The sequence below is a fragment of the Mycobacterium sp. FW102-FHT13B02 genome, assembly GCF_058790275.1.
Map to the genome: position 1 here is coordinate 15,487 of NZ_JBYTCM010000016.1, position 24,620 is coordinate 40,106.

General features: G+C 65.1%; 20 protein-coding genes. 9 read left to right on the forward strand and 11 right to left on the reverse strand.

Annotated features, from left to right (window positions below):
* The first annotated feature begins 98 nt into the window (after positions 1 to 98).
* Together AC3WTE_RS22955 and AC3WTE_RS22960 are read left to right on the forward strand one after the other, a co-directional pair.
* A complete protein-coding gene (locus AC3WTE_RS22955) occupies positions 99 to 527 on the forward strand; it encodes a DUF6153 family protein (protein WP_492441204.1) in 429 nt (142 codons plus the stop codon).
* 48 nt (positions 528 to 575) lie between these two features.
* Positions 576 to 1,277 carry a DUF305 domain-containing protein gene (locus tag AC3WTE_RS22960; protein WP_492441205.1) on the forward strand — a complete coding sequence of 234 codons (702 nt, stop codon included), beginning with the start codon at positions 576 to 578 and terminating at the stop codon, positions 1,275 to 1,277.
* Between the two features lie 214 nt (positions 1,278 to 1,491).
* Here the strand turns inward: AC3WTE_RS22960 and AC3WTE_RS22965 are convergent, their stop codons facing one another.
* Positions 1,492 to 3,855, reverse strand: a complete 2,364-nt coding sequence (locus tag AC3WTE_RS22965; protein ID WP_492441206.1) for a lysylphosphatidylglycerol synthase domain-containing protein — start codon at positions 3,853 to 3,855, stop codon at positions 1,492 to 1,494.
* Between the two features lie 48 nt (positions 3,856 to 3,903).
* Entirely contained in the window at positions 3,904 to 5,685 is a 1,782-nt protein-coding gene (locus AC3WTE_RS22970) for a penicillin-binding transpeptidase domain-containing protein (protein ID WP_492441208.1), read from the reverse strand.
* Positions 5,686 to 5,818: 133 nt separating this feature from the next.
* On the opposite strand from AC3WTE_RS22970, the gene AC3WTE_RS22975 reads away from it, so the two are divergent.
* From AC3WTE_RS22975 to AC3WTE_RS22985, 3 genes are all read left to right on the forward strand, one after another.
* Positions 5,819 to 6,556 carry an SDR family NAD(P)-dependent oxidoreductase gene (locus AC3WTE_RS22975; protein ID WP_492441210.1) on the forward strand — a complete coding sequence of 246 codons (738 nt, stop codon included), beginning with the start codon at positions 5,819 to 5,821 and terminating at the stop codon, positions 6,554 to 6,556.
* A 349-nt stretch (positions 6,557 to 6,905) separates the two neighbouring features.
* Positions 6,906 to 7,763, forward strand: coding sequence for a class I SAM-dependent methyltransferase (locus AC3WTE_RS22980; RefSeq protein ID WP_492441212.1), 858 nt, complete (start codon positions 6,906 to 6,908; stop codon positions 7,761 to 7,763).
* 254 nt (positions 7,764 to 8,017) lie between these two features.
* A complete protein-coding gene (locus tag AC3WTE_RS22985; protein ID WP_492441214.1) occupies positions 8,018 to 8,833 on the forward strand; it encodes a helix-turn-helix domain-containing protein in 816 nt (271 codons plus the stop codon).
* Between the two features lie 83 nt (positions 8,834 to 8,916).
* Here AC3WTE_RS22985 and AC3WTE_RS22990 read toward each other — a convergent pair whose 3' ends face one another.
* The 5 genes from AC3WTE_RS22990 to AC3WTE_RS23010 form a co-directional block, all read right to left on the reverse strand.
* Positions 8,917 to 9,945 (reverse strand): lysozyme family protein, encoded by a 1,029-nt coding sequence (locus AC3WTE_RS22990; RefSeq protein ID WP_492441216.1) that lies wholly within the window; start codon positions 9,943 to 9,945, stop codon positions 8,917 to 8,919.
* Between the two features lie 96 nt (positions 9,946 to 10,041).
* The gene (locus AC3WTE_RS22995) at positions 10,042 to 11,421 is read right to left on the reverse strand and encodes a hypothetical protein (RefSeq protein ID WP_492441217.1); all 1,380 of its coding nucleotides are present in this window, start codon (positions 11,419 to 11,421) and stop codon (positions 10,042 to 10,044) included.
* A gap of 5 nt (positions 11,422 to 11,426) precedes the next feature.
* Positions 11,427 to 13,214 carry a hypothetical protein gene (locus AC3WTE_RS23000; protein ID WP_492441218.1) on the reverse strand — a complete coding sequence of 596 codons (1,788 nt, stop codon included), beginning with the start codon at positions 13,212 to 13,214 and terminating at the stop codon, positions 11,427 to 11,429.
* Positions 13,215 to 13,372: 158 nt separating this feature from the next.
* Positions 13,373 to 14,482 carry a hypothetical protein gene (locus AC3WTE_RS23005; RefSeq protein WP_492441220.1) on the reverse strand — a complete coding sequence of 370 codons (1,110 nt, stop codon included), beginning with the start codon at positions 14,480 to 14,482 and terminating at the stop codon, positions 13,373 to 13,375.
* 500 nt (positions 14,483 to 14,982) lie between these two features.
* Entirely contained in the window at positions 14,983 to 15,564 is a 582-nt protein-coding gene (locus tag AC3WTE_RS23010; protein ID WP_492441222.1) for a TetR/AcrR family transcriptional regulator, read from the reverse strand.
* 147 nt (positions 15,565 to 15,711) lie between these two features.
* Here AC3WTE_RS23010 and AC3WTE_RS23015 point away from each other — a divergent pair, with 147 nt between their 5' ends.
* From AC3WTE_RS23015 to AC3WTE_RS23030, 4 genes are all read left to right on the forward strand, one after another.
* Positions 15,712 to 16,656, forward strand: a complete 945-nt coding sequence (locus AC3WTE_RS23015; RefSeq protein WP_492441224.1) for an alpha/beta hydrolase family protein — start codon at positions 15,712 to 15,714, stop codon at positions 16,654 to 16,656.
* A 159-nt stretch (positions 16,657 to 16,815) separates the two neighbouring features.
* Entirely contained in the window at positions 16,816 to 17,286 is a 471-nt protein-coding gene (locus tag AC3WTE_RS23020) for a pyridoxamine 5'-phosphate oxidase family protein (protein WP_492441226.1), read from the forward strand.
* Between the two features lie 196 nt (positions 17,287 to 17,482).
* A complete protein-coding gene (locus AC3WTE_RS23025) occupies positions 17,483 to 18,052 on the forward strand; it encodes a CsbD family protein (protein ID WP_492441227.1) in 570 nt (189 codons plus the stop codon).
* Between the two features lie 26 nt (positions 18,053 to 18,078).
* Positions 18,079 to 18,753 (forward strand): IF2 family translation initiation factor, encoded by a 675-nt coding sequence (locus AC3WTE_RS23030; RefSeq protein WP_492441229.1) that lies wholly within the window; start codon positions 18,079 to 18,081, stop codon positions 18,751 to 18,753.
* Between the two features lie 59 nt (positions 18,754 to 18,812).
* On the opposite strand, the gene AC3WTE_RS23035 is transcribed toward AC3WTE_RS23030, so the two are convergent.
* The 4 genes from AC3WTE_RS23035 to AC3WTE_RS23050 form a co-directional block, all read right to left on the reverse strand.
* Positions 18,813 to 19,607, reverse strand: coding sequence for a hypothetical protein (locus AC3WTE_RS23035; RefSeq protein ID WP_492441230.1), 795 nt, complete (start codon positions 19,605 to 19,607; stop codon positions 18,813 to 18,815).
* A gap of 64 nt (positions 19,608 to 19,671) precedes the next feature.
* Positions 19,672 to 21,984 (reverse strand): hydantoinase B/oxoprolinase family protein, encoded by a 2,313-nt coding sequence (locus AC3WTE_RS23040; protein ID WP_492441232.1) that lies wholly within the window; start codon positions 21,982 to 21,984, stop codon positions 19,672 to 19,674.
* A 26-nt stretch (positions 21,985 to 22,010) separates the two neighbouring features.
* Positions 22,011 to 24,140 (reverse strand): hydantoinase/oxoprolinase family protein, encoded by a 2,130-nt coding sequence (locus tag AC3WTE_RS23045; RefSeq protein WP_492441234.1) that lies wholly within the window; start codon positions 24,138 to 24,140, stop codon positions 22,011 to 22,013.
* Positions 24,141 to 24,174: 34 nt separating this feature from the next.
* A complete protein-coding gene (locus AC3WTE_RS23050; RefSeq protein ID WP_459368947.1) occupies positions 24,175 to 24,603 on the reverse strand; it encodes an acetone carboxylase subunit gamma in 429 nt (142 codons plus the stop codon).
* Positions 24,604 to 24,620: the final 17 nt, after the last annotated feature.

Here is a 24,620-nt window from a genome sequence, read left to right on the forward strand (position 1 = left end):
TGTGACGCGGGCCACTGGCGATCGGTAGTGGGAGACGGTTCTGCTGGCGTCGGCTCCGAAGATTATTCCCGCGGATATACCCCCCTCGGGTACTATGGTTGAGAATACCGAATACCGAACCGGAGGCCGACGTGATGCATGGCAGCACGCGATTCCGTGCCATCGGCTGGGTCGTCGGTCTGCTGGTCTTGATCGCGGGCATCACCGGCATGCATTCGCTGGCCGTCACGTCGGCGCACGCCCCGTCGCATCACGCGCAGGCGGCTGTTCAGCACCACGCCGGCGCCCCGGCGGTGCAAACATCCATGTCGGATGCCTGCAACTGCAACGGACACAACGGCTTTCACGCCTGCGTCTTCGTCATGACCGAACTGCTGACCATCGCAGGTCTGGCTTTGCTGTACTGGCTGGGCGTCACGCCCCAGGAGAACGCGCAAGCCCGGATCCGCCAAGCGCTGCGGCGCAGGCAACGAGCCCCGCCGTGGACAGTGCTGACCCTCGCGGAAATGTCCCTCCTTCGAATCTGATGGGCCGCGCTCCGCGTCAACCCCATCCAATTCTCAAGGAGTTCAACCATGTTCAAAATCGCATCGATCGCTGTCGCCGGAACCGCTGCCGTCATCGCACTGGGCGCCTGTAGCCCGCCGAGCCAGCACGACTCGACCCAGGCCCCGACCAGTTCGTCCATGCCCATGTCGGGCACCAACATGCCCGGGATGTCGGGCGGCAACATGCCTGGGATGTCGGGCGGCAACATGCCTGGGATGTCGGGCGGCAACATGCCTGGGATGTCGGGCACCAACATGCCCGGGATGTCAGGCGCCAACTTCAACGACGCCGACGTGACGTTCCTGCAGATGATGTATCCGCACCACGCGCAGGCCGTCGAGATGGCCAAGCTGGTCCCGACCCGCTCGCAGAACCAGCAGGTCAAGGATCTCGCCGCGGCCATCGAGAAGGCCCAGGCTCCGGAGATGCAGCAGATGACGACGCTGCTGGCCGGCTTCGGCAAGCCCGCGCCGTCGGCCACCATGAGCCACTCGATGCCGGGTCTCATGACCCCGCAGCAGATGACCGACCTGACGGGCCTGTCCGGCGCGGCGTTCGACAAGATGTGGCTGCAGATGATGGTCGCGCATCATCAGGGTGCCATCACCATGGCGGGCGATGAGTTGAAGAACGGCACCAACGCCGATTCGAAGAAGATGGCCGAGTCGATCGTCACCACGCAGCAGGCTGAGATCGACACGATGAACGGCATGCTCGCCAAGATGTAAACCGACGACCGCCGATACGGGCGGTCACATCGGTAGCTTCAGCACCGGTCTCCGTAGGCGACCCTCGCTGGGAAGCGTCAACTTTCCCTGACTCGTCAGGGAAAGTTGACGGCTCCAGATCGCATGTGTCACAAGACAGAACGACACGCCGACGACGACACGCCGCAGCAAGCGGGTGACACCGTCTTCGGCCCTCGAGAGGCGGAGCCTCTACTCAGATCATGTCGTTCTGGGTCAGCCAGCGCATGACGGGCCAGCCGATGAACACCGGCAGCCAGCACGTCAGCATCCGGTAGAGCAGCACCGACGGCACGGCGACCGCGGCGGGTAGCCCGAACGCGGCCAGACCACCGATGAGCGCGGCCTCTACAGCGCCGACACCACCGGGCGTCGGGGCGGCCGAGGCGAGCGTCCCACCGATCATCGTCACGACGCACACCGTCACGAACGATGTCGACCCACCGAAGGCCTCGACGCTCGCCCACAGTGCCAACGCCGCGCCCAGAGTCGTTGCGGCGCAGCCCAACACGATCAAGCCGAGGCGCCGCGGTTCGCGGCCGAGCTCGACGAGGTCGGCCCAGACTTCCGTCAGCCGCGGTCGTACCGATGTCCCCAGCCAGTGCCGCCACCGCGGCACCAGCATGAACGTGCCCACCACGCCGAGCGCCGCGCCGCCGATCAGGTAGAGGATCGTCGACGACGGGACGAAGTGCGACAGATCTGCCGAGGCACCCGCGGCCGCGCTGAAGAAGATCAGCAGCGCCACGTGCGTGAGCACCTGCACCGACTGCTGCAGCGCCACCGCGGCCGTCGCGCGCAGCGCGCCGAGCCCCGCCTTCTGCAGGAACCGGGTACTCAGGGCCAGGCCGCCGACGCCGGCGGGCGTCGTCGTCGCGGCGAAGGTGTTGGCCACCTGCATGATGGTCAACTTCCCGAAGTTCACCGATTCCGAGGTGCTGGCCCACAGCGCCATGGCCGCGCCGGGGTACGTCAGCGCCGAGACGGCAAGCCCGAGCAGCGCCCACCACCAGTTGGCAGACCGCAGTTCGGAGAAGAACGTCGGCACCGTGCTGATGAACGGATAGGCGACGTACACCAGCGCGATGAGCAGGACCAGCTGGATCACCTGGTTGCGGGTGAAGCGGGTGATGGTCTCGGTCTGAATGCGGTCGGCGCCGGTCTGATGCTTCACCTCGTCGCGGGCCGCGGTGATCACGGCACGCGAATCGGGCAGCGACTCGCGCAGCCGCAACGGCATCGCCGACTTGGTCAGCCGGCGGGACGCGGTCAGCACGGCGTCCTTTCCGAACTGCTCGATGGCCGCCGCCACCGCCGGCTCGGCGCCGTACAGGTCTGTTGTCGTCACCAGCAGCTGCGCCACGTCGGATTGCAGTTGCACATCGGACGCGCCGTACTCGGAATTGCCCAACCCGCCGAGCAACACGGTGGTGTCGTCGACGGTGATCTGCGACGTGCGGAGGTCGCCGTGGGAGATCTGGTGTGCGTGCAGTGACCCGAGGGCATGCCAGACCGCCTCGACCGGGGTCTCGTTGGTCAGCGCAGCGCCACTCGCGGGGGTGTGCGCGTACAGGGTCCAGCCGCGATCGAGCGCGGACAGCGCGACGGTCCGGGTGTTCGCCAGCCCGAGGTCGCCGACCGCGATGGTCATGAGGGCGCGGTGTTCGACGGCGCGGCGCATCGAGGTCTGCAGGGGAGCCGTCTCGTCATTGCGGAGGGTGATCTTGCGCCAGAGCTGACTCATGGCGCCGCCGACGCGTTGGTTCGGCCCGTACAGCTCGATGACGGCGCGCGTGCCGTCGGCCGAATCGGCGCTGAGCACCAGCGGTCCCGTGCCGGCCGGCCGGATGACCGTCAGCGCCGACACCTCGAACTTGCGACGGGCCAGGGCCTGCACTGCGCCGGGCAGCGGAACCTCCAGCGCCGGGGTGCCGCTGACCAGAACCACCAGCGCGCCGACGAACCAGCCGACGGCCAGGCCGAGCAGCGACCGGGCCGGCACGATGGCGCTGACCACCAGATGAATCGGTACGAACGCCAGCAGCAGCGTCCACCACCAGCGGCGCAACCTGGCCGGCTGCCAGGGGCCGGAGACCGTCAGCACCGCGGCCAGCAGCGCGATCCAGCGGGGGTCGTCGAGGAACTGGGAGAAGACGGTGTTGAGCCTGTCGGACAGGTCGAAATGCCAGTTCGGGGCGGCGATGCCGTTGGAGTTGATGGACAGCGACAGCACCGCGAGCAGCCCGGCGGCGGCATACGGACCGAGTAGCTTCCACTGCCGGGTGACCAGCAGGCTCAGCAGGATGACGAACGGCAGCGCCAATATCGCGATGGCGTAGGCGAGGTAGACCAGGTTCGACTGGGTCGGTGTGAGGACGCCGACGATCCGCGACACCGACCGTTCCAGCCGGACCCAGTCGTTACGCGTGATCAGCGAGCTGGTGACGACGGTGACCAGGAAGGCCGTCGCGGCCACGAGTCGCAGGATGTCGTTGGTCCGGCGGGTGATCGGTTGCAGCAGGCTGCCCGAGACCGCGACCTCGCGTCCGTCAACCCGCATCAGCTCAGAATCCCAAGTTGAGGGCCAGTTGGCGAAATTGGCACGCCGTTACCCGGCCAGCGCGGGCCGCAGAAAGTCTCCGCTGACCGTGACCGCGGGCGCCGACGAATCGCCGCCGACCACCAGCGTCGCGAATGCGAGGTCCCCGACGATCCCGGCGAACCAGCCGTGCGAGTGCGTGTTGTCGCCGAACTCGGCGGTCCCGGTCTTGCCGCCGAGGCCGTCGATGTCCTTGAGGGCGGTCGCGGTGCCGTCGGTGACGGTCAGCCGCATCATGGCCCGTAGGGCGTCGGCGGTCGGCTTGTCGATGGTCGCCGACGGCGAGCTGGCCGTGGTCTGCTGACCGGGCAGCAGCGTGGGCGTGATGGTCGACCCGTGCGCGAGGCTGGCTTCGGCGACCGCCAAGCCGAACGGGCTGACGGTGACGGTGCCCTGGCCGATGCCGTTCTCGACGCGCTGCGCCGGGGTGTCGGCGTTGGGCACCTTGCCCGTCACCGTGGTGATGCCGGGGATGACGAAGTCGACGCCGATGCCGAGGTTCTTGGCGGTGTTGGGCAGGGCGTCGGCCGGGAGCTTGTCGGCGAGGGCCGCCATGGTGGTGTTGCAGGAATGCGCGAAGGCCTGCGCGAGCGGCACGGTGCCGAGGTCGAACTTGTCCTCGTTGGGGATGGTGCGGTTCTCGATGGTCACGGTGCCCGGGCAGGCCTCGGGGGAGTCGGCGGTCGCGAGGTGGGCCTGCAGCGCCGCGGCGGTGGTGACGGTCTTGAACGTCGACCCGGGCGGGTACAGGCCGGTGAAGGCGATGGGTCCCTGCGCGTTGGCCGCGTCGTTCTGGGCCGCCGCGAGGATGGCGCCGGTGCTCGGAGCGATGGCGACGAGCACGGTGGGGCGCGGATCGGTGGCCACGGCGTGCTGAGCGAGGAGCTGCAGTCGCGGGTCGAGGGTGGTGCGCACGGGCTTGGTGTCCGCGGGGGCGTTTTTCACGAGCTCGTCGGTGGGCTGGCCCTGGTCGTCGACCAGATCTACGGACCACCCGGCGGTCGCGTCGATGGCCTTCTGCCATACGTCGGGCAGTCCGCTGATGGCCGGCGAGTGCAGGTTCGGATCGGCGGTCAGCAGCGTGCCCTGCTTGGTGACGGTGACGCCGGGAATCTGGGTGAGCTCGTCGGCGACCTGGGCGAGATCGGCCTCGCGGAGCTTGACGACGGTGACGCGGTCGTCCTGATTGCCGTTGAACTCGCCTGTGATCGACTCGGCGGTGATGGTGTCGTCGAAGCGGGCGACCACCGGAGCCAGCGCGGCAGCGGAGTCGAGGTGGTCGCGGCTGAGGGTGACGACGCCGACGGTCTGCCAGGTGAGCAGCGGCTGCCCGTTACGGTCGATGACGGGCGTCAGCAGCGCCTTGTCTTCGCTGAACTGGAACGTGCCGCCCTGCCGGAGCTTCGGATGCAAAAGCGCCGGTGCCCAGCGGATTTTCCACTCTTCCCCGACCTTTGTGGCAATTGCCGTTGTGTCATAACGGAATTCGCGGCCAGGTCCGAATGACCAGGTGTAGGCGAGCTTCGCGGTCGACTTGTTGTCGCCCTCTCCGGGTGTGGCCTTGACGTCGAGGGTGGCGTTTTTGCCCATACCGTCGAACATGGACTTGATGGCCGGCTCCGATGCGGTGGTGTCGGTGGTGTCCTTGGCGGCGGCGCCGGAGTCCTTGCGGTGCAACGCATCGGCAAACGCGTTGAAGGCGTCTTCGGGTTCCGGGCCGTTGAACATCGAGCATCCGGTGGTGCCGAGGAGCAGCGTGCAGGTCAGCAGCAGCGCAATACGTTTCGTCATGACCCTCTGAGCCAACCACGAGTGGCTATGAATTCCGGCGTTGAAACGCTGGGGAGCGGTGGCATCGGCTAGTGTCCGGGGCGGGCGGTCATTCCGCTACGTGGTGGATCGTATTGAGTGAGTGGGGTCTGGCATGAGTGGTGTGGTGGTTACCGGGGGCGCATCGGGTATCGGCCTGGCGTCGGCCAAGGCGCTGATCGCCGACGGTCGCGCGGTTTCGCTGTTCGACATTTCACCGCACGTGGTGTCGGTGGCTGAATCTCTCGGGTCGCACGGCGTCGTCGTCGACGTGGCAGATACCGACTCCATGGCCGCCGCCGTCGCGCAGGCCGCCGCGGCCATGGACGGCGTCGACGGTCTGGTGCATGCGGCGGGCCGCGTGCTGCCGGAGCCAGTCGGGATGTTCACCGTCGAATCGTGGGATGCCGTCGTCGACGTGAACCTGCGCGCGCAGGCGCTGCTGTCCCAACTGCTGCTGCCGTATTTCGAGAAAGCCATTGCTGGTGGCGCGGCACCGGCGATCGTGGGGATTTCGAGTATCGAAGGGCTGGTGGGCAATCCGTTCATCCCGGCGTATTGCGCATCGAAGGCCGGCCTGCTGGGGCTCACCCGGTCGATGGCAGGTCAGTTGGGGCCGTTGGGGATTCGCGTCAATGCCGTGTGCCCGGGCTTCATCGACACTCCGATGCTCGCTGATGCTTTGGCGGTCGAGGAGGTGAAGACGGCGTTCGTGGCGGCGGCGCCGTTGGGCCGGCTGGGACAGCCGGAGGAGATCGGGGCGACCGTCGCGTTCCTGATGTCGCCCAAGGCGTCGTTCATCACGGGTACGCAGATTGTCGTCGACGGGGGAGTGACGTCCCGGCACGCTTAGATGTGGCTTATGGCGGCGGCTCTCGAGATACAACGAGGATCGACAAAGTGCATTGGTTGTTAAACAAGGCCGTCGGCTAACGAAATAGTCGCGCCATCTAAACCCGCTTTCCTTAGGGTTCTCGCGGAATATGCGATCCGTCTGGATCGGTGATGTCGGCGCGGGTCGCGCGTGCCCGCACATGGACTCGGCTGTTTGCGCGGTCCGGTGTGATGTCATCGTGAAGCGTCGCGTCGTCCTCAGGGAACCTGCATGCTCGGAACTTCGCCTGCCCCGCGCAATCCTTCAGTCGACTTTCGTGCGTTAGATTCGACGTGATTCCCGTCAAAAAGAAACTCGGAGAGACCTTGTGCCCCAGATATCGGTCGACTCGACCAACGTCGATCAGTTCCACTCATGGGACGGAGCCAATGGGGAGTTCTGGTCCGGACACTCCGGACGATTCGATGAAGGTATCGCGAGCGTTCATGCTGAGCTGTTGAAAGCTGCTGAGATCGCGGAGGATTCGGCGGTACTTGATATCGGTTGTGGGGCAGGACAAACCACTCGTGATGCAGCACGAATCGCCAGCTGCGGCTCCGTCTTGGGGGTCGATCTCTCGTCGCCGCTGTTGGAAGTTGCGCGCAAGCTTGCTGCCAATGAACGTGTCGGTAATGTGTCGTTCGCCCAGGCGGACGCCCAGGTGTATGACCTCGGCGCAGCGCGGTTCGATGTCGCTTTAAGTCGACACGGAACGATGTTCTTCGGAGACCCTCTAGCAGCGTTCGTCAACATCGCGCGGGCAGTGCGTCCAGGTGGGCGGTTGGTGCAGTTGGTGTGGCAGCCTCTCGATCGTAACGAGGGCATTCACACGTTCCGTCGCGTTGCCGCTGGTGGTAAGGATGTTCCCCCGCCTCCGCCGGAGTGCCCCAGCCCGTTCTCACTCAGTGATCCCGATCGAGTCCATCACCTGTTACATCGTGCGGGTTTCGTTGATATTGAGATGACCGGACTAACCGCGCCCATGTACTACGGCGGCAATGTTGATGACGCGTTCAACTTCATCGCCGCGCATAACGCGGCGGCGCTGGCAGAACTTAATGACCAGTCCCGCACGAGGGCGATGCAAGCCCTGCGAAGCAGCATCATCGAGCATCTGACCGACCGCGGCGTGTTCTACGATTCGGCGCACTGGCTCATCTGTTCCAGACGCGGCACCGATGTCTAATCCAAGGTGTGTCGCTTCTCTTCTCACACCTCGGGTCTCAAATTTGCGCCGAAACTGCGGCTGCGCTTGCTGTCAAATACCCGTGAAATTGTTGTGAACAATGCAACTATTGAGCTGGCTCAGCTGCGTAATTCACCTGAAATCCAAGTGCCGGACCGTAAGAACCCGCGTAGTTGACTACTCGGGTTCTTTGTCAATGAGCGACCTAATGTGCGTTTGACCAAACATCTCGATGTCAAACGAAGTAGGTCACCATGGCGGAATCGGCGGCAGTCGGCAATGTCCTGGATCAACGCCCGGTTGGGGCGGCCGGCCTGCTGTCGCACCACGACGGCGCGGCGCAAGACAAGCTGACAGTGGCGCTCCCGACGTCGGCGAGCCGAAGGGGAGTGCTGGATGGCGCGTTCGCCATCTTGGACGCCCTGGCCACCGCCGAAGGCGGACTGGGATTGACCGCGCTGGCGAGTGCATGCGGGTTGGCGAAGACGTCGTCCTTTCGGCTCGCCGAACAACTTGTGGCCCTCGGAGCACTTCAGCGAGTGGACAACCGCTACTACATCGGTGCCCGCATCGGGCGGATCGGGGAGAGTTGGCAACCCAATCCGGTATTACGTCAGGCCGGGCAGGGGCCGGTGCGCACGTTGGCTGCACAATCGCGTGCGGTCGCCTCGTTGCGGATTTTGCATGAGGACCGACTGCTGCCGATCTGTACCGCCGCGCCGCATGGCCGCGGCTACATGCCCAACCCCGCGAGCCGAGAAGCGACCGGCCGTACCGCGTCGGGCCGCGTGCTGTATGCCACCAAGGGGCAGAGCGACGTTGGGCTGCCTGACTGTTGGACGCGACTGGAATGGCGGCGGCTTCGCGAGTCCATTCGTGACCACCATGCTGTAGTGGTTGACCAGCAGGATGCTTTCGCTGGAATCTGCTGCGTCTCGGCGCCGGTGTGGTGGCCCAACGGTACGTGTGCGGGAGCGGTCACCGTCCTGATGCAGGCGGCCAAGCCCGCGCCGAATCTGCGTGATCTGGTGGTGCGTGCCGCGCGCAGTATCGGTGCTGGATTGCGATAGCAGTCGTCTTCTGTACGACGGTCATGTCTCCCCGATGGCCGCTGTCAGGCGGCCAGCGGGGAAACCGATTCGAACACAACACTTTATGCAGTTGCCGACGCCACCGCGGTGGCATCTGGCGTGACGTCCACATCGTCGGAACCGTCAGGCGAACTTGTTGCAGCGCCACCTGAGTCGACTCCGGTGCTCGAGTCGCCGGTTTCGGTGGTTGCGTCGTCGTTGGTGGTTGCGTCGGAGCTGCTCGAGGGGTCGGTGGTGCTCGAGTCGCTGCTATCGGTGGTTGGTGTGGTTGTGCTGTCGTCGTTGGTGGTTGCGTCGGAGCTACTCGAGGGGTCGGTGGTACCAGGATCGGTAGTTCCCGTTGACGAGGTGGAGCTGTCAGTTGTTCCAGGATCCGCTGTCGAGTTCGATCCCGACGCTCCGTCGCTCCCAGACATGCTGTTGTCACTGTTGCCGGGGGTGCCTGAATCTGGCGCCGCGGCCGGCACGCTGTTGGGCCAGTGCAGCACCGACACGTCGAGCTTCTGGGCGGCAACTGCTTGAGCATTGTTGAACAGAAGGACATTGGCGGCGTTGCGCGGTATGACGCCGGGGTTACCGGCGGTGTTGATCTGGCAGTTTTGGGCCGCCGACGCCCAGTCCTGGGCCAGGCACGCGGCCTTGAACTTCGGCCAGGTGGCGGGGAACCCGGCGCCCAGGCCCCAGGCCATGCTGAGCACCCCGAGCTGGGCGTCTGCAGGCCAGTTCTCGAAGTCGGGGAACGTCCGCTTGAGGATGGCCTGGTTGGCGTTGAGTACGTTGGCAACCAGTTGGGCGATCGCGTCGTCGGTGAGGTGCAGCGTGGTGAAGGGCGGTGCGGCCGCCTTGTATCCCTTTTGGGCAAGGCCGGCGGTCGTATGGACTTTGTTCCACTCGGCCTGGATCTCGCTCTGCGAAGCAGCTGAGCTGTCGGAGTTGTGCACAAACGGGAGGGCCGACGCCGCCGCCACAGAGTCAATGAGATTGCCGATGCCGACGGTAACCTTCCCGAGGATGTCGAGGTACATGTATGGCACAGACCCTTCAAAGGGCTTGCTGAACGGAACAAAGGCCTGTTGAACGCTCGGTTGCATTTCTTTCTCCTTATGGTTTGACGTTGAGAATCAACGGATTTCGATATTTACTTGGCGCCCAGGAATGGCGTGTCTCGGTAATGCCGCCCTGAGGTTTCAGGACGTCGCGGAAACACCGGTGCCCGAATCGGTGGTGTCGGCCGTGGTCGAGTCCGGGGCAGGTGGGGGTGCCTGCGCGACGTCCGGCGCATCGGCCGGCGGCAGCACCGGAAGGTGACTGCACAACAGCGCGATGATCTGCATGCCCGGCCGCGAGTATGTCCACGTGCCGTTCGAGTCGGTCGGCGGCAGACCACCCGCGAGCGAGAACGGGCCGATAAACCCATTGCCGCTCAGGGCTTCCTGGTCCTGGCCGCTCCATTGCACCGATATGTTGAGGTTCTTGACCACGACGATCGCGGTGGGCAGACCATAGACGAGGGGCGCCTGCCCCTCTGGCACAGCGATATTCGGGGCGGGCAACAGTCCGCCGCGTGGCATGCCGGGCACACACCAATTCGGATCGGCCAGGAACACGCCATCCCAGATCGAAATGCCTGCCGACGTGAACCCGATGGTCGCCGACATGTAGTCGAAAGTCACCGACATGCTCGACGTAGGCGGAGGCGGAGGGGGTGTGGGCGGCGGGGGTGTGGGCGGCGGCACGGGAAAAGGAAGCGGGCGACGAATTACCCAATCCCTGGCGACGGGCCCTTGCTTGCTTACTTCTGTCGCCGCGGCGGCCAGAGCCGGATTGACCGACAGCAACGACCTGGGTGAAACCGCTTCAGCGACAGCAACCTTCATCATCGCGGGATTGATCGTTGCTTCCGGCGCCGAGGTTGCTGTGGCGGTTCGGGTTAGCGGGGTGGCGGTCATCGCCGGGCTCAGCTCGTGAAGGTATGCCAGACTCGGGAGTGGAGCTTGTTGCGCCTCAGCCGGTTTGATCGTCCACAGCGAAGGATTGAGCGCCAGCGGAGCGATCGGTGGATGGCCTCCCGTCGAGGTGCCGGCCGCCGGAGTCGTCGGTGTCGACTGCACTTGGGTGGAGTCGAACACCGACCAATAACTGGTGTTGTCCAACGGCCAGTCGTCGGGCACGCAGGCCAACTCCGGAGAGACACCCGGTGGGCTCAACACTGACTTGGCCATGGCGATTTCGGCGTCGAGTCGTTTCCAGGCATCGCTGCCTGCTGCCGCGGTTGGTTGCGCCGCGGTGACCGCCAGACTGTAGATCTGGCTCGCCGAGCCGTAGTAGAGGTCCTTACCGTTCACCGAGTACTGCGTTGGCGACATCAGGTACGGCGCATCGAAATTCGGCAGCAGAAATGATGCCAACCGGGTCGGGTTGACCACGCCGTCCTGCACGATGTCGTCCGGCGTGGGCAATGCGAAGGGCAGGAAGACCAGCGAGATGTTCGGGTTGCCGCTGGCGAAGGCGTTGACGAAAACGTCGGTCACCTTCTGGCCGAGCGTCGCCAGGGTGTCGTCGGCCACGGTGCTCAGCTCCCCGGTGCTGCTGCGGCTCCCACGGCTGCGGCTGGCGCGGCACCGCCTGCCATCGCCTGTGGCGAGCTGGTCGAGTTCTGCTTGGGTAGCGTCGGGTCGTCCATCAGCGGGGCTGCAGGCTGTATCTGGCCGATCCAGCCGGCGATCTGGGAACCCAGCAGCTGCAGTGTTCCGCCCTTCTTGCCGTCGGAGGTGAAGGTGAATCCCGACGATGTCTGCTGCGACCCGAATGCGCCCGAGGACTGCTGATCCTGGTGCTGCGCTGAGGCGTTGGCGACACAGAACATATAGCTGGCGGACACGGCAACCTGATTGGAGCTGGATTGTCCGGAGCTCTGGGCGGCCTGGTTCGCTTTGTTGAAGGCGTCACCGAAATCGCCCCAGTCGTCGCAGGTGATGTTGACGTTCCGGATGATCAGGAACGCCTTGGGGACCATCGGCAGGAGAGCCGGGGTCTTGTCGCCGATCTGGTTGGCGACGGTGCCGTCGCTGATGCAGTTCGCCCGTTGTTTGACCATGTACCAACCCTTGATGTTGAACAGGTCACCGAGGAACCACGGCCGCTCGATGGTCGCGACGAAGTACTCGAACTGCACACTGGCCGAGCTCGAATTGTCTTCGTGGCTCGTCCAGTTGTACTGGTTCGCGTGACTGCCGGAGGCGTTGTTCGCGTCGCTGTGGCTGTCGGTCGTCGACGCGCCGAACCAGCCGATGTTGAACCCGCCGCTGCCGCTGTTGGACTGCGACTGCTGGTGTTGCCAATTGTCGGCGAACGAACCCGCGGCCGTGCCCGTCGTGGCCTCGTGGTGCTGGCTCGTGCCCGTGATCTTCTGCACGCCAAAGGAATCGTCGGCGTAGTCCCACCACGACGACGGGCTGATGTAGGACCACGGGACATTGGCCGAGATGCCGCCGGCCAGCTGGACCTGATAGGCGCCGTACATTTGTTTCGCCATCGCCGCCAGAGCGGTGACCGCGCCCTCGCCTTCGGTCGCGATGATGTCGAGAGCGTCTTGCACCTGTTGGCGACCCATGCTGTTGAAGTCGTTGAGGGCTGCAGTGACCTTGCTGGCGTAGCTCTCCGCCACGATCGGCCAGGACTGACCGGCGACGGAGTCGGCCATCGCCTGCGCATAAGCCTGGGCCTGCGCAGCGATGGCGTCGGTCCACGCCTGCTGATTGCGCCGGAACTGCGCGTACAGCGGCGTGTATCCGATGAAGTTGCCGTTCGAGTCCTTAAGGTAGAGCAGGTTCTGCGCTGCCGCAACGCGATTGAGCACGTCTTGCGCCGGCGGCGACTGATCGATGGGCTGCATGCCGGTGATGATCGTGTAGTACTCGACGCTCACGTCCCGATCAGGCCAGGCCGTCGCCACTCCGTTCTGGGTCACCTCCAGCATGTGATCGACCAGCTGTGACGTGTTGAACGCCGCGTTTATCGAGGCCTCCATTTGAGGATCGGGCGCCGCCGGCGGCGGGTACACCGATCCGGGCGGCCCCGCGGCCGGAGTCGACGAACTGGCCTGGGCAGGCGCGTTGAACGTGCCGTCATCGCCGAAGCTGGCCGCCGAATCCCCGCCGCCAGGCGTCCACGCGTGGGCGTAGTCCTTCGGGTCGATCGGATAGCCCGTCATCTGGTGCATATAGATGGCGGTGCCGAGCGGCTTGCCGTCAGGGCCGATTTGGCTTGAGGCAACCTGGTTTTCGATCTGGTTCAGGGCATCAAGCAGGGCTTTGGTGATGCAGCCGACGTTGCCGATCTGCTGTACTCCGGAGGTCATGGGGTGCTCCTCATCTTGTGTGGTGGCGGTTTCTCAACCCGGCACTCCCGTCCGGGAGCACTCAGGTAGGTATGTGTTCAATTGCGTTGGGCGTCAGTGCTGATCGATGTGGCTCAGCCGCTGAGTATCGAAGTGTTGCTACCGGTGAGGCCGACGGCTCAGGACGTGGGCAGGCCCACCTTGGTGCAGTCGAACCAGCCCCACAGCGTCCGGGCGTCATTGGTGAATTTCGTGCCTGAAATGGTGCGGGAGGTCAAGCGGCATGTCGTGCCGTCGGGCGCACCGCCACCCTCAGCCGTCTGCCAACTCCCATCGGAGTTCTGACTGACGAAGATCCCGGTGTGACCGTCGTTGCTTGTCTGGCTCGAGGCAAGGTAGAAGTAGTCGCCCGGGTTCGGTTTCGTACCAGCAGAAGCCTTCACAAAGGCGGGGCTCGCCAAGCTGACGTTGCCGATGCTCACGAACATTCCAGTTCCAGGCTTGTACGGGCCGGCCGCGGGCGCGCCGCACCATTCTCGGACGGCACGAACGAACATGGCGCAGCTGGTTTTCACGCCCGTCAGGGCTTGGGCGGCCTGTTGGGTCTTCTCCTGGTTGCAGGCTATGAAGTCGCGGTAGAAGTCGCTTCGCTGCGTCTGACCCATCGGTCCGGCGCTCAGAGCCTGGTTGCAGCACCGCACAATTCGGGCTCCTACCGATTCGCCGGGGTTGGATTTGAAGGTGAACAAGGTGGCGATGTAGTTGCCCGAAGCCGGCTGCTGGCTTCCCGAACCGCCGGTGCTCGAACCGGGCTTGCCTGAGCCCGAACCTGTGCCAGGACCAGAGCCGGTGCTGCCGCTGGGGTCGGTGCCACTCGGGTCGGTGCCACCGGTGGAGCTGTCAGTGCCACCTTGGTCGCTGCTGCTGCCCGGGTCGGCGTTGTCGGTCGGGTCGGTACCGTTTTGGTCGGTGCCGCCGGTGGAGTTGTCGGTGCTGTCGCTTGGATCCGCGCTGCCGCTGGGGTTCTCAGTGCTGCTGCCCGAATCGGCACCACCTGAGTCGGTGCTGCTGCTGTTGGGGTCGGTACCGTTTTGGTCGGTGCCGCCGCTGGGGCTGTCTGTGCCGCCGCCCTGGTCGGAGCCGGCACTGGGGTCTTCGGTGCTGTCGCTCGGATCTGTGCCGCTGCTCGAGCTGTCAGTGTCACTCGGTTCCGTGCCCGCAGTTGGGTCGGTGCTGTCCGAGCCGCTGCTATCTGTGGCAGTCGTGTCGACGGTGTCGGTGTCGGTCACTTTAAATCACCTCGTTGTCAAAGGATTTCGACGGTCAACAAATTGGGCATTCACGGCCTCGGCTGGCGCAACGGCCCGGTCCGTTGAGCGGACCGGGCCGCAGGCATCCGGGTCCTGCCAAACACAACCGGCGACGCGGCCGGCCGGCCTGCAGTTGGGTCATTACGGGGTCGTGGGTCCGCTCAATGGACCGAGATCTTGCTTGGGACCCCGCCAAGTGAGTTGTGATTCATGCATATTCGGGCTCACCCGCTTCTTCCGTTTGGTCACGAGAGTCACTGGGAGACAACATGTCAAAGCGGATCGATTCTGACCCCGCCGCTGCTGCTGTCGAGACAATCGGGTGAGGATGTCGTGAAGAGTCCCCGCGTGGGTGTGTGCAGTCCCGTTTGTCGAGACGCAACGAAGATTGACCAGTAGGCCGTTCTGGTTTAACTATCCATGCAAGCGAATTGACAGGAAAGTCGACGTCGCTTGACCGTGTTCGCCTGTCATGCGTTTCAGTGCGCCGCATTCGGTGCCCACAGCGCGTCGAGCGCCGCTGTGAGGATGGGTGCCCGGAAGACCGGGTCTCCGGGGATGTTGGCGATCGAGGCGACCAGCGCGAGTATCTGCTCGGTGTCGAGGTCGTTGCGCAGCTCGCCGGATCGGTGCGCCTCCTGCACCAGTGAATCGGCGGCGCCGAGCACGAGGGCGAAACCCTCACGGAAAACGGGACTTTCGGCGCCGGTCAGGTCGAGCAGCTCGCCGGCCAGAACGCGCTTGTTCAAGAAGTACGCGTAGAAGTGGCGCAGCCAGGAGTGCAGCCGCGCACCCGCGGTGACGCCGTCACACGTCTGCGTAGCGTGACAGATCGCGGCGATTTCCTCGCTGTAGAGCGCTTCCAACAAGGTGCGCCGGTCGGCGAAATTTCGGTACAGGGTGGCCGAGCCGATGTTCGCGCGGCGCGCGATATCAGCCATCGACGCGTCCGCCTCGGGGTCGGCGAACGCGGCCCGAGCGGCGGCCAGGATTTTTTCCCGATTGCGCTGTGCGTCGACGCGGCGACTGACGGGTCGAGCTGCGGTGTCCTCGGGCGTCATGTCTCTCACCTCACACTTTCAAGCTGCGGTCGACAAGTGGGGAGGGCCTCCGTATTGTCTAAGTGGGCATCCTGCCCACTTGGACAATATCCGTCCGGACCCGTACGTCACCAGCTGGTCGCCCGCGCATCACCCAGGAGTTCTGTCATGACCCACACCCCAGCACCCATCGACCGCGTCATTGGCGCGCCGACCGCGACGCTGTCCACCCGGCCCGTGATCCTGCCTGCTCCTGAACGCGGCGATGACCTGCAGGTCCGTGTCACTGCACCCCGAGGCGGCGAGGGTCTGCCGGTGGTGTTGTTCTCGCACGGCTTCGGCTTCTCGATGGACGCCTACGGCCCCTTGACCGACTTCTGGGCCGCGCACGGCTTCGTCGTCATCCAGCCCACCCACCTGGACTCAGCGTCGCTGGGGCTGGCTCCCACCGACGCGCGCGGACCGCAGATCTGGCGCGACCGGATCCGGGATCTGGTGAACATCGTTGACAACCTCGAGGCGGTCATCGCGGCTGTACCGGACTTGCCCGGCCGCGTGGACCGCAGCCGGATCGCCGCGACCGGGCATTCGTACGGCGCCACCACCGCGAGCGCGCTGCTGGGTGCGCGCGTGCTGGCCCCGGCCGGTGATGCGAGTGAAGACTTCACCGACCCCCGCATTCGCGCCGGGGTGTTGCTGAGCCTGGCCGGGCTGGCCAACAACGACCTCACACCGATCGCGACCCAGTTGTTCCCGTTCATGAATCCGGGGTTCGAGCACTTCAGCGCTCCCGCGCTCATCACCGCCGGCGATGCCGACCAGTCACCACTGTCCACCCGCGGCCCGGACTGGTGGGAGGACGCCTACGTGTACAGCCCGGGAAGCAAAGATCTGCTGACTCTCTTCGGTGCCGACCACGCTCAAGGCGGCATCCACGGCTACGGAACGGTGCCGCAGTCGGATTCGGACAACCCAGCCACCGTCGCGCTCGTGCAGCGCGTCACCACCGCCTACCTGCGCACCGTCCTGGGCGTTGATGAGACCAGTTGGCGCGCAGCACAGCAGGAACTGGCCAGCCAGCCCGCACCGGGCGGCCGCATAACCACCAAGTGAGCGAAATCTGTCAAAGCAGGCAGGCGTGCTTTGACAATCTTCGTGGTATCTCGACACCGGCGCCTCGTCGAACGCGTGATCGGTCTCGATCCCGTACGCGTCCATCATTGGGTCCAACGGCCCTAGTGATGCCCAGCCGCCAGCCCGAAGATCTGTCGGATGAACAACACCGGCGACCTAGAAGCACGGGCCTATGACGGGGGCCTGGGCTTGACTCGCCTGCCCGCTGGCGCTCAGCGCATCAGTCACTCCGAGGCCGTCGGCCTGCTGGCCGGCACCGACTATGGGCGAATCGTGTTCACCCTCAACGCCCTGCCCGCTATTCGGCCGGTTAACCACCTCGTTGACCGCGGCCGGGTGATCATCCGCACCAGCCTGTCGTCGGCTCTCAATCATGCGATATCGGCCAGCAATTCGCTCGTCGTGGCCTACGAAGCTGATTCCATGGACCGCTCCACCCGCACCGGGTGGAGCGTGGTCGTCACCGGCCGCGCCTATTCCCTGACCGACCCCGCTGAGATCGCCCAGTACGAGCAACGCCTGCAACCGTGGGTCAACCACGCCGACACCGTCGTCGCCGTCGAACCCGACATCGTCACCGGCTTCCGGATCACCGCCGCACCGCAGTAGCCGGCTCGAACGCGTCTACTGGGCTCTTTCTGACCTACGACCGACGCTGAGGCGGTTGGCTACGTGGGTTGATCGAAATCACATGTGCCGGATCGAGGGCTCTCGCGACGGTCATGCGCCTGTTCAGCGCGCTGTGCTGTTGCGGGGCGACCCGACGCTCGATGGGGCGGTGGTTTCAAGGACGCGTAAAACGAGCATGGCAGAGGTCATGGGCGAACATGAGAAAGCTGATGAGGCACGTAAAGGCCTGATCGATTCGATCAAGGGCAAGGCGAAGGAGATCGCCGGCGCGGTGACCGGCAACGATTCACTGACCGCCGAAGGGCAGCTGGAGCAGACCGAGGCGCGGGCTCGCAAGGAAGCAGGCGCCATCGAGGCGGTCGCGGACGCCGAAGCCGAGTCCGCAGCCGATCTGTTGTCTCAGGCCCGCCATCAGGCAGCCGGTGCCCGGGACGTGGTGCGGTCCGGCGCCGAAGCTGCAGAGGAGGCTGCGCAGAAGCAGCAGGTGACCCAAGTCCAGCAAGCGACGCAGGCAGCGCGGCACCGCGCTGCCGAGGAGCAGGTCCGCGCCAGCGTCGAGGAGCAGCGCGAGGAGCGCCGGGCAGAGATCCGGGAAGCGGTCGACACCGCGGCTGCAGGCAGGGAGGCGGGCGAAGCGCTCGCCGAACGTCGTGCCGCGCTGGGAGAAGCCGATGCGGAGCAAGCCGAAGCGCAGCGCCTACGTGAACGCGCCGAGACCCTCACAGATCGAACCGACCTTCCCTGAGAGATGTTGAGAACCAAGGAGATATCGTGAGCATCATTGAATTGCCATTGCAGGTTTTACGAGCGCAATACCGTCTGGCCCGGTTTCCCCTGCAGTTCGTCGAGCAGCGGTGGATCGCCCGCCTGGACGCTGAAGCGCCCGCCCGACTGATCTATGAGCGGTCGCTTGGCATGCTGGACGCGGCGATCGGCGGAGCGCTGGGCGATGCCGCATTGCGCAGGCAGGGCGCGGTGCTGGCTCGGCGAAGCGAAGTTCGTGGCCAGGCCGCTGTGCGGAGCATGGCTGCTGCCCAGCGGCGTCGACAGGCGGGCGCCCAACTGGAGGACTCGCTGGAAGAGGCCGCCGACGACCGCGACGAAGCCATCGCCGCCAAGCAGGACGCGGTGGCCGATGCGCGCGAGCGCGCGCAGCAGCGTAAGCGGCAAGCGGCGGAAGACGCAGACAAGCGCATTGCCCAGGCCGCCAAGGCAAGCCGGGTCGACGCCGACCGGAAGCGCGAAGCCGCTGAAGTCGCCGAACGGCAACGGCTGCAACGGATCAACACGGCGGAACAAAAGGCGGCGGCTGCGGCCAAAACCGCGCTCGACGACGCCCGAGACAAGCGCACCGCCGCGGAAGCCAAACGCGAGCAGGCCGAGCAGATTGAGGTGCTCGCCGACGTGGAGAAGCGGAACCGGCGGTCCGGCGGCGTCGCGACTTGATTCACGACGCCTACTCCGCGCTCACGCCGTTTTGAACCATGTGTGTTTGATGACCGTCGTCAGGTCAGTTTCGCGAGTTGGTCGAGGACGCGTTCAGGTGATGCCGACGCGGGAATGCAGGTCACCAGCACGTCGGCGTCCGGGACGGTGTGCGCGAGGTCCGCATCGTCGGCCCAGAACTCGGGCCCGAGGATATCGATACCGGGATCACCTGCCGCCGTGCATATTCCGTCGGTGTTCCACATCGCCAGCGTCCAGTCGAAGTGCGACGCCACGTTGGCCACGGCGGTGTAGGGCGCCAAGGTTTCAGCCAAAGAGGAGTCGCGCGCATCGAGCAGGATCAGTGCGATGGGCAGGGAACCGAGCTGCCCTAGCCATTCGGCGATGTACATCGACGCGCTGTCGCCCCGGTCGGCGTCGATCTCATCGAGCGGGGTGCCCGCGAGCCGGTGTGCCGAGGCAAGCCAGCAGGCCGGCGACGGCAGGTGCAGGAGCAACGGGCGTCGTGCCGTGCGCGCCACGGTCTCGAGCATCTCGCGGCTGGCCGTCAGCACTTCGGAATCCGTCAGCAGGGTGCGCAGTGGATAGCCGGTGCGGGTGCGGGCACCCATAGCGGCGACCAGGTCGGGGCGTGCGTCGGTGTGCGCGCCGAGCAGCCGGCTGACGTCGATCCAGAGCGCATCGGGATCGAGCAGGGCCCGCACCTGGCCGAAATGCCCTGCCGCCAGGGTGGTGTCGGTCCACGGAATCGGTGCGCCCTGGCGGACCACCGCGGTGCAGTAGTCGGCGTCGTCGATCAACAGTGGTCGCCTACGCCCGCTCGGCGTGGCGGCAGTCAACGCTGTCACACTCATGGAACTGCCTTTCTCGGGGCTTGGGTGGCGGCGGCCCCGGGAAGTGCCGGGGCCGCCATCGCTCTCAGGTGAGTTGGGTGGTCTGCTCGCCGTACTTGGCCTCGAGTTCAGCGATGCGAGCCTGGAGCTTGCCGATCTTGACCTCGCGGCGGTCGGGAACCATCACGATGGGAAGGTCGGCCAGCGGTGCGCATACCCGCTCAGGACCGTCGATGGAGTACACGGTCGCGGTGATGTCCTGATCGTCCTCGGTCCACGTTCCCCAGGAGCCGTAGTACGGCAGATCTTTCGGCGGTTCGGGGGTGACGAACTCCTTGCAGAACTCGGCGAACGGCTTTCCACGCTGCAGCCGGCTCGTGCGTGCCGCGGCGCGAGCCGCCTCGGTGCCGGCCACATCGAGGCGGAACGTCGACGCGTCGTAGCAGACCCCGAAGATGTCCTCGGCGACCTTCTGGCTGATCCGGCCCAGCTCGGCGTCGCGGACCACCGATTCGGGCAGGCGCTCCAACGGGTCACCGTAACCGCCGCCGGCGCCCTGGCTGATCATGTAGAGCTCGCCGTCCTTGGCCAGGTCGAACTGCAGACCCATGTGATAGGTGGAGTAGCGGCCGTCGGGGAACGGGCGTTCGTTCATCACCTTCTCGATGGACAGGTCGAAGGTCTTGTTGTCGCGCCGGAAATGCTCGTACACGTTGGTGCCCTTGACCATTGCCAACGGGTAGGTGCCGCAGCCGTAGCCACCGTACATACCGTAGATCGAGGAGAACTTGGCGCCCGAGGTCACCGTCATGAATCCCCATTGCGGCGTGCCCTCGGCGGCCACGATCATCTCGTAACCCATGCCGCCGGTGAACTTGCCGAAGCCCATGTTGTCGCGGACCAGACGCTTGGCGACCAGCTGCATGAACGGCACCTCTTCCTCCATCACCTCCTGCTCGGCGGTGTCGGCCATGGCGCAGAAGAGCGGCGAGACCGCGTCTTCGCCGTCCCGGAACGGTTTCGCGCCGCCGGGCATCCCGTTGAGGTCGGCGCACAGGTTGCCCACCATGTCGCCGTGCTGGGTGATGCCGCCCCACAAGAACGTGTTGATCTGGTTGAACCAGTTGGCCACCACGTTGGAGTACTTGTGCGGGGTGGAGAACGACATCCGGCTGTAGAGCGCCTGCATGCAGGAGAAGCCGCGGAACGAGGCCTGCAGCGACTGTCCCATCGGGGCGTCGTAGGAGGCATCGGCCCAGGTGCCCTCGTCGGAGATGATCTCGATGCAACTCATCGCGGCCGTGCAGCGCGGCAGGTCCGGCCACCAGAACGCCAGGATCGCCTGCATCATCATCGATTTAACCGAACACAGCGGTGAGTTGATGGCCCGGTTGAGGATCTCCGGACCGGTTCCGCGCAGATCCACGGTCATGTGGTCGCCTTTGACCGTGATCTTGCAGGCGAACTTGATCAGGATGTTCTCTTTCAGCGTGCTGTCCATGAACTGGTCGAAACGGTAAGTGCCGTCCGGCAATTCGGCGATGCGCCGCCGTACCTCGACGTCGACGTCCTCCACCGTGGTGCGCAGCGCGGCCACGAACGTGTCGACCCCCACCTCGTCGATCACCTTGTCGATGCGCTCCATGATCTTGCGCACCGCGGTGATCTTCACCTTCAGGTCCGCGAGCTGAAGTTTCGGATCGCGCACCGAATGCTGCAGGAACGTCAGCAGGTCTCGGCGCAGTTCGCCACGCTCGACGATCTTGAAGGGGCTCATCCGCAGCCCATCGTCGAACGCGGTCTCCGAACCCGAGGGCATGCCGCCGGGTTCGCAGGCCCCGTTCTCACCCTCGTGGATGGTGGCCGCAACCCAGGCGATGATCTCGTCGTTGCGGATGATCGGCATGATCATCGACTGGTCGGTGTTGTGCACGTTGCCGAACCGGGCGTCGTTGTGGATGAAGCCGTCACCGGGGTTGATCCCGACGGTCGGCTCGTCCTTCCAGTACTTCATGATGTAGCGGATCGGGTGGTGCAGGATCGCGCTGAAGGCGATGACGCCGTGGCACGAAAGGTAGGACACGTCGCCGGAACCCGTGTAGATGGCGGTGGTCAGGTCACCCCATTTGGCGCCGGGCGCCGCACCCTGGGCCTCGCACATCTCGTAGCCCTCGTCCAGGGCGCCGGCGATGCGCTTGCGGATGCGCTCCACCTGCAGCCGGTCCACGCCGGCCGCGATCGCCACCTCCTCGTGCAGTGAGCGCGCCGAGATGCTGTGGCTGCGCATGATTTCCGGGTCAGGCCCCAGGAACAGGGTGGTCTCGTCCATGAACTGGTCGACCCACTGCTGCTCGGTCGCGGTGAGCTTGCCGGCCGGGCGGTCGTTGACTGTGGTCATGTGTTGTCCTTACGTGGAGGTTCGGGTCAGTCCTGCAGGAACCAGACGGCGCCCTGGGCGGTGGGCTCCAGCCGCCAGCCGGGTTCGACGAGAAACGTGGTGTTCTCGGTGGTGACGATCGCCGGGCCGGCGATGACGCTGTCGGAGGTCAGCGCCGTCTCGTCGTAGAGCGGGGTGTCGATCGGGTCGTCGATGCCGATGAAGTGGGCCTTGCGGGTGCCTACCGGCGCCGCGGCGGCGCGGGTTCCGCCGTGCTCGAGGGGTTCGAAGTTCACCACGTCGCCGTCGACGTATGACGCCACCCGTACGGTGCTGCAGCGGATCCCGGCCTCGGGTGCGGCCGAGGACGCGCCGAACCTATGGCTGTAGACGTCGCCGAAGATCTTGATGATCTCCAGCACGTCGCCAACCCCGTTGATGCGGTTGATGTTCGAGAGCGCTACTGCCTGGGTGAGCAACTGATTGCCGTAGCGCATGTCCAACTCGAGCCGGAACTTGACGTCCTCTGCGGAGAAGCCCTGCCGGATCAGGTCTTCGCGGCCGCGGGCCTCCAATTCGGCCACCACGGAATTGAACTCGTCGTAATCCTCGAACAGGGCCCGGGTGGTGGCGTTGTACATCGTCACGTGCACACCGCGTTCGTGGAAGTGCAGCTGTTTCATGTTGCCGGCACCGCACGCGGAGAATACCGACGAGAACGGCGGTGCCAGAACGCGTTTGATCCCGGCGTGCCGGGCCACCCCGCAGGCGTGCAGCGGCCCGTTGCCGCCGTAGGCCAGCATGGTGAAATCCTCTGGAAGGTAGCCGCGCACACGCAGCTCCTTACCGATACCGATGGCCATCTGCTCATCGACGCCGTCCTTGATCACTCGGGCGACGTCGATGGGGTCCATGTCGAGGTGGTCGCAGAGTTCCTCTTCGATGGCGAACAACGACCGCTTCGGATTGAGCTTGATGTAGCCGTTGGCGTAGTTGTCCGGGTCCAGGTAGCCCAGCAGCAGATCGGCATCGGTGACGGTGGGTTTCAATCCGCCGCGGTCGTAGCAGGCCGGACCAGGATTGGAACCGGCCGACTTCGGGCCGATCTTGACCGAGTTGTGGATGCGGTCATAGCTGGCGATCGAACCGCCGCCGGCGCCCAGGGTGTCGAGATGCACCATGGGTACCGATACCAGCCAGCGGTCGATGGTGGGCAGGAAGTCGTAGTGCTTGACCCCACCCTCGGGCACCAGGCCGATGTCGAATGACGTGCCGCCCATGTCCGTGGCGATGACGTGGCCGAGCCGCGTTTCGTTCGAAAGGTGTTCGGCCGCACCGACACCGGCTATTGGACCGGAGTGGATGGTCTGCAGCGCGTCAGTGGAGTTCATCTGCGCCATACCGCCTGAGTTGTGGATCACCAACATCGGTTTGTCGTAGCCGAAGTCGCGCAGGTTGCTCGACAGCTGTGCTAGCGCGTGGAACATGATCTCGTGCAGGTAGCCGTCGATGATCGTCGACGTCGCGCGCACGTATTCGCCCTTGCGGCCCGACACCTGATGGCCGAGCAGCACCGGGATGGCGCCCAGCTCGTGCGGCGGGAACTCGTCGAGGATGATCTCCTGGATCGCCAGTTCGTGCTCGGGGTTTTCGGTGGCATTGACCAGCGACACCACGATCGCTTCCGCACCGGCGTCCACCAGCTCGCGCACCATGGTGCGGACATCTTCGGAATCGAGGCGTGCCACAACCTTTCCGGCGGAATTGATCCGCTCCTTGACCGAGCGGATCATCGCCCGCGGCACCAGCGGTTCGGGACGCTCCGCAGCCGGAAGATTCTGCTGCATACCGTAATCCAGGCCTTCGCCGTAGCCGCGGCCCCTCGAGAGCGGAATGGTGTCCTCGAACCCATGGGTGACGATCGCCGCGACTCTGGGCCCGTTGCGCTCGATGAGCGCATTCGTGCCCAAAGTGGTGGCGTAGCGGACTGAGTCCACTTCAGACAGCGCCGTGGAACGGTCCAGCCCGGCGCGTTTGCACGCCAGGTCTAGAGCATCGTTGAAGCCGATGGCAAGGTTGTGGTGCGTGGTAAGCGCCTTGGCGTCGACGTAGATGTCGTCCCACACGAAGAAACAGTCGGTGAAAGTACCACCGATGTCGACCGAAATGCGTTTCATATCTGGTGTTCTCCTGTACAGGTCAGTCGAAAGGTCAATGCAGGTGGCCGGCGGCCTTGAGAGCGGCGGTGTACTTCTGGGCGTCGTCGCCCGGCCCGTAGTTGAAGACCGCTTCGGCGTCCTGGCCGCGGGCCGCCCATTGCTTGCGCAGGGCCGCAACATCGATGAGCATGTCCACCGCCGGCGGATGTCCCGGCGGCAGATATTCACATTCGATCTGCGTGCCGCATCCCGGGCAGTAGTACTCCAAGATTCGGCAGTACGTCGGGTCTGGACTGAAGGTGTACTCGTAGCGCTCGGGATCGATGATCGGCTGATGGATTTCGCGCGGATCACGGTCGTAGACAAGGGTTCCCGACTTGTAGGTGTCGTGTGCCGAACCCATGTCCTGAGTGCATACCCGGCATACCCAGCGTTCGGTGTCCAGGTCGATGACGAGGTACTCGGTCATTGGGACTCGCATGGCAAGTCTCCTTTCTT

Bases quoted from the DNA above. Each gene is read 5' to 3' on its own strand.
- AC3WTE_RS22990 (WP_492441216.1), bottom strand. From the start codon at position 9,945: ATGCAACCGAGCGTTCAACAGGCCTTTGTTCCGTTCAGCAAGCCCTTT.
- AC3WTE_RS23045 (WP_492441234.1), bottom strand. From the start codon at position 24,140: ATGAAACGCATTTCGGTCGACATCGGTGGTACTTTCACCGACTGTTTC.
- AC3WTE_RS23025 (WP_492441227.1), top strand. From the start codon at position 17,483: ATGGCAGAGGTCATGGGCGAACATGAGAAAGCTGATGAGGCACGTAAA.
- AC3WTE_RS22975 (WP_492441210.1), top strand. From the start codon at position 5,819: ATGAGTGGTGTGGTGGTTACCGGGGGCGCATCGGGTATCGGCCTGGCG.
- AC3WTE_RS23050 (WP_459368947.1), bottom strand. From the start codon at position 24,603: ATGCGAGTCCCAATGACCGAGTACCTCGTCATCGACCTGGACACCGAA.
- AC3WTE_RS22965 (WP_492441206.1), bottom strand. From the start codon at position 3,855: ATGCGGGTTGACGGACGCGAGGTCGCGGTCTCGGGCAGCCTGCTGCAA.
- AC3WTE_RS23035 (WP_492441230.1), bottom strand. From the start codon at position 19,607: ATGAGTGTGACAGCGTTGACTGCCGCCACGCCGAGCGGGCGTAGGCGA.
- AC3WTE_RS23010 (WP_492441222.1), bottom strand. From the start codon at position 15,564: ATGACGCCCGAGGACACCGCAGCTCGACCCGTCAGTCGCCGCGTCGAC.
- AC3WTE_RS23000 (WP_492441218.1), bottom strand. From the start codon at position 13,214: ATGACCTCCGGAGTACAGCAGATCGGCAACGTCGGCTGCATCACCAAA.
- AC3WTE_RS22970 (WP_492441208.1), bottom strand. From the start codon at position 5,685: ATGACGAAACGTATTGCGCTGCTGCTGACCTGCACGCTGCTCCTCGGC.
- AC3WTE_RS23015 (WP_492441224.1), top strand. From the start codon at position 15,712: ATGACCCACACCCCAGCACCCATCGACCGCGTCATTGGCGCGCCGACC.
- AC3WTE_RS22985 (WP_492441214.1), top strand. From the start codon at position 8,018: ATGGCGGAATCGGCGGCAGTCGGCAATGTCCTGGATCAACGCCCGGTT.
- AC3WTE_RS22960 (WP_492441205.1), top strand. From the start codon at position 576: ATGTTCAAAATCGCATCGATCGCTGTCGCCGGAACCGCTGCCGTCATC.
- AC3WTE_RS23040 (WP_492441232.1), bottom strand. From the start codon at position 21,984: ATGACCACAGTCAACGACCGCCCGGCCGGCAAGCTCACCGCGACCGAG.
- AC3WTE_RS23020 (WP_492441226.1), top strand. From the start codon at position 16,816: ATGAACAACACCGGCGACCTAGAAGCACGGGCCTATGACGGGGGCCTG.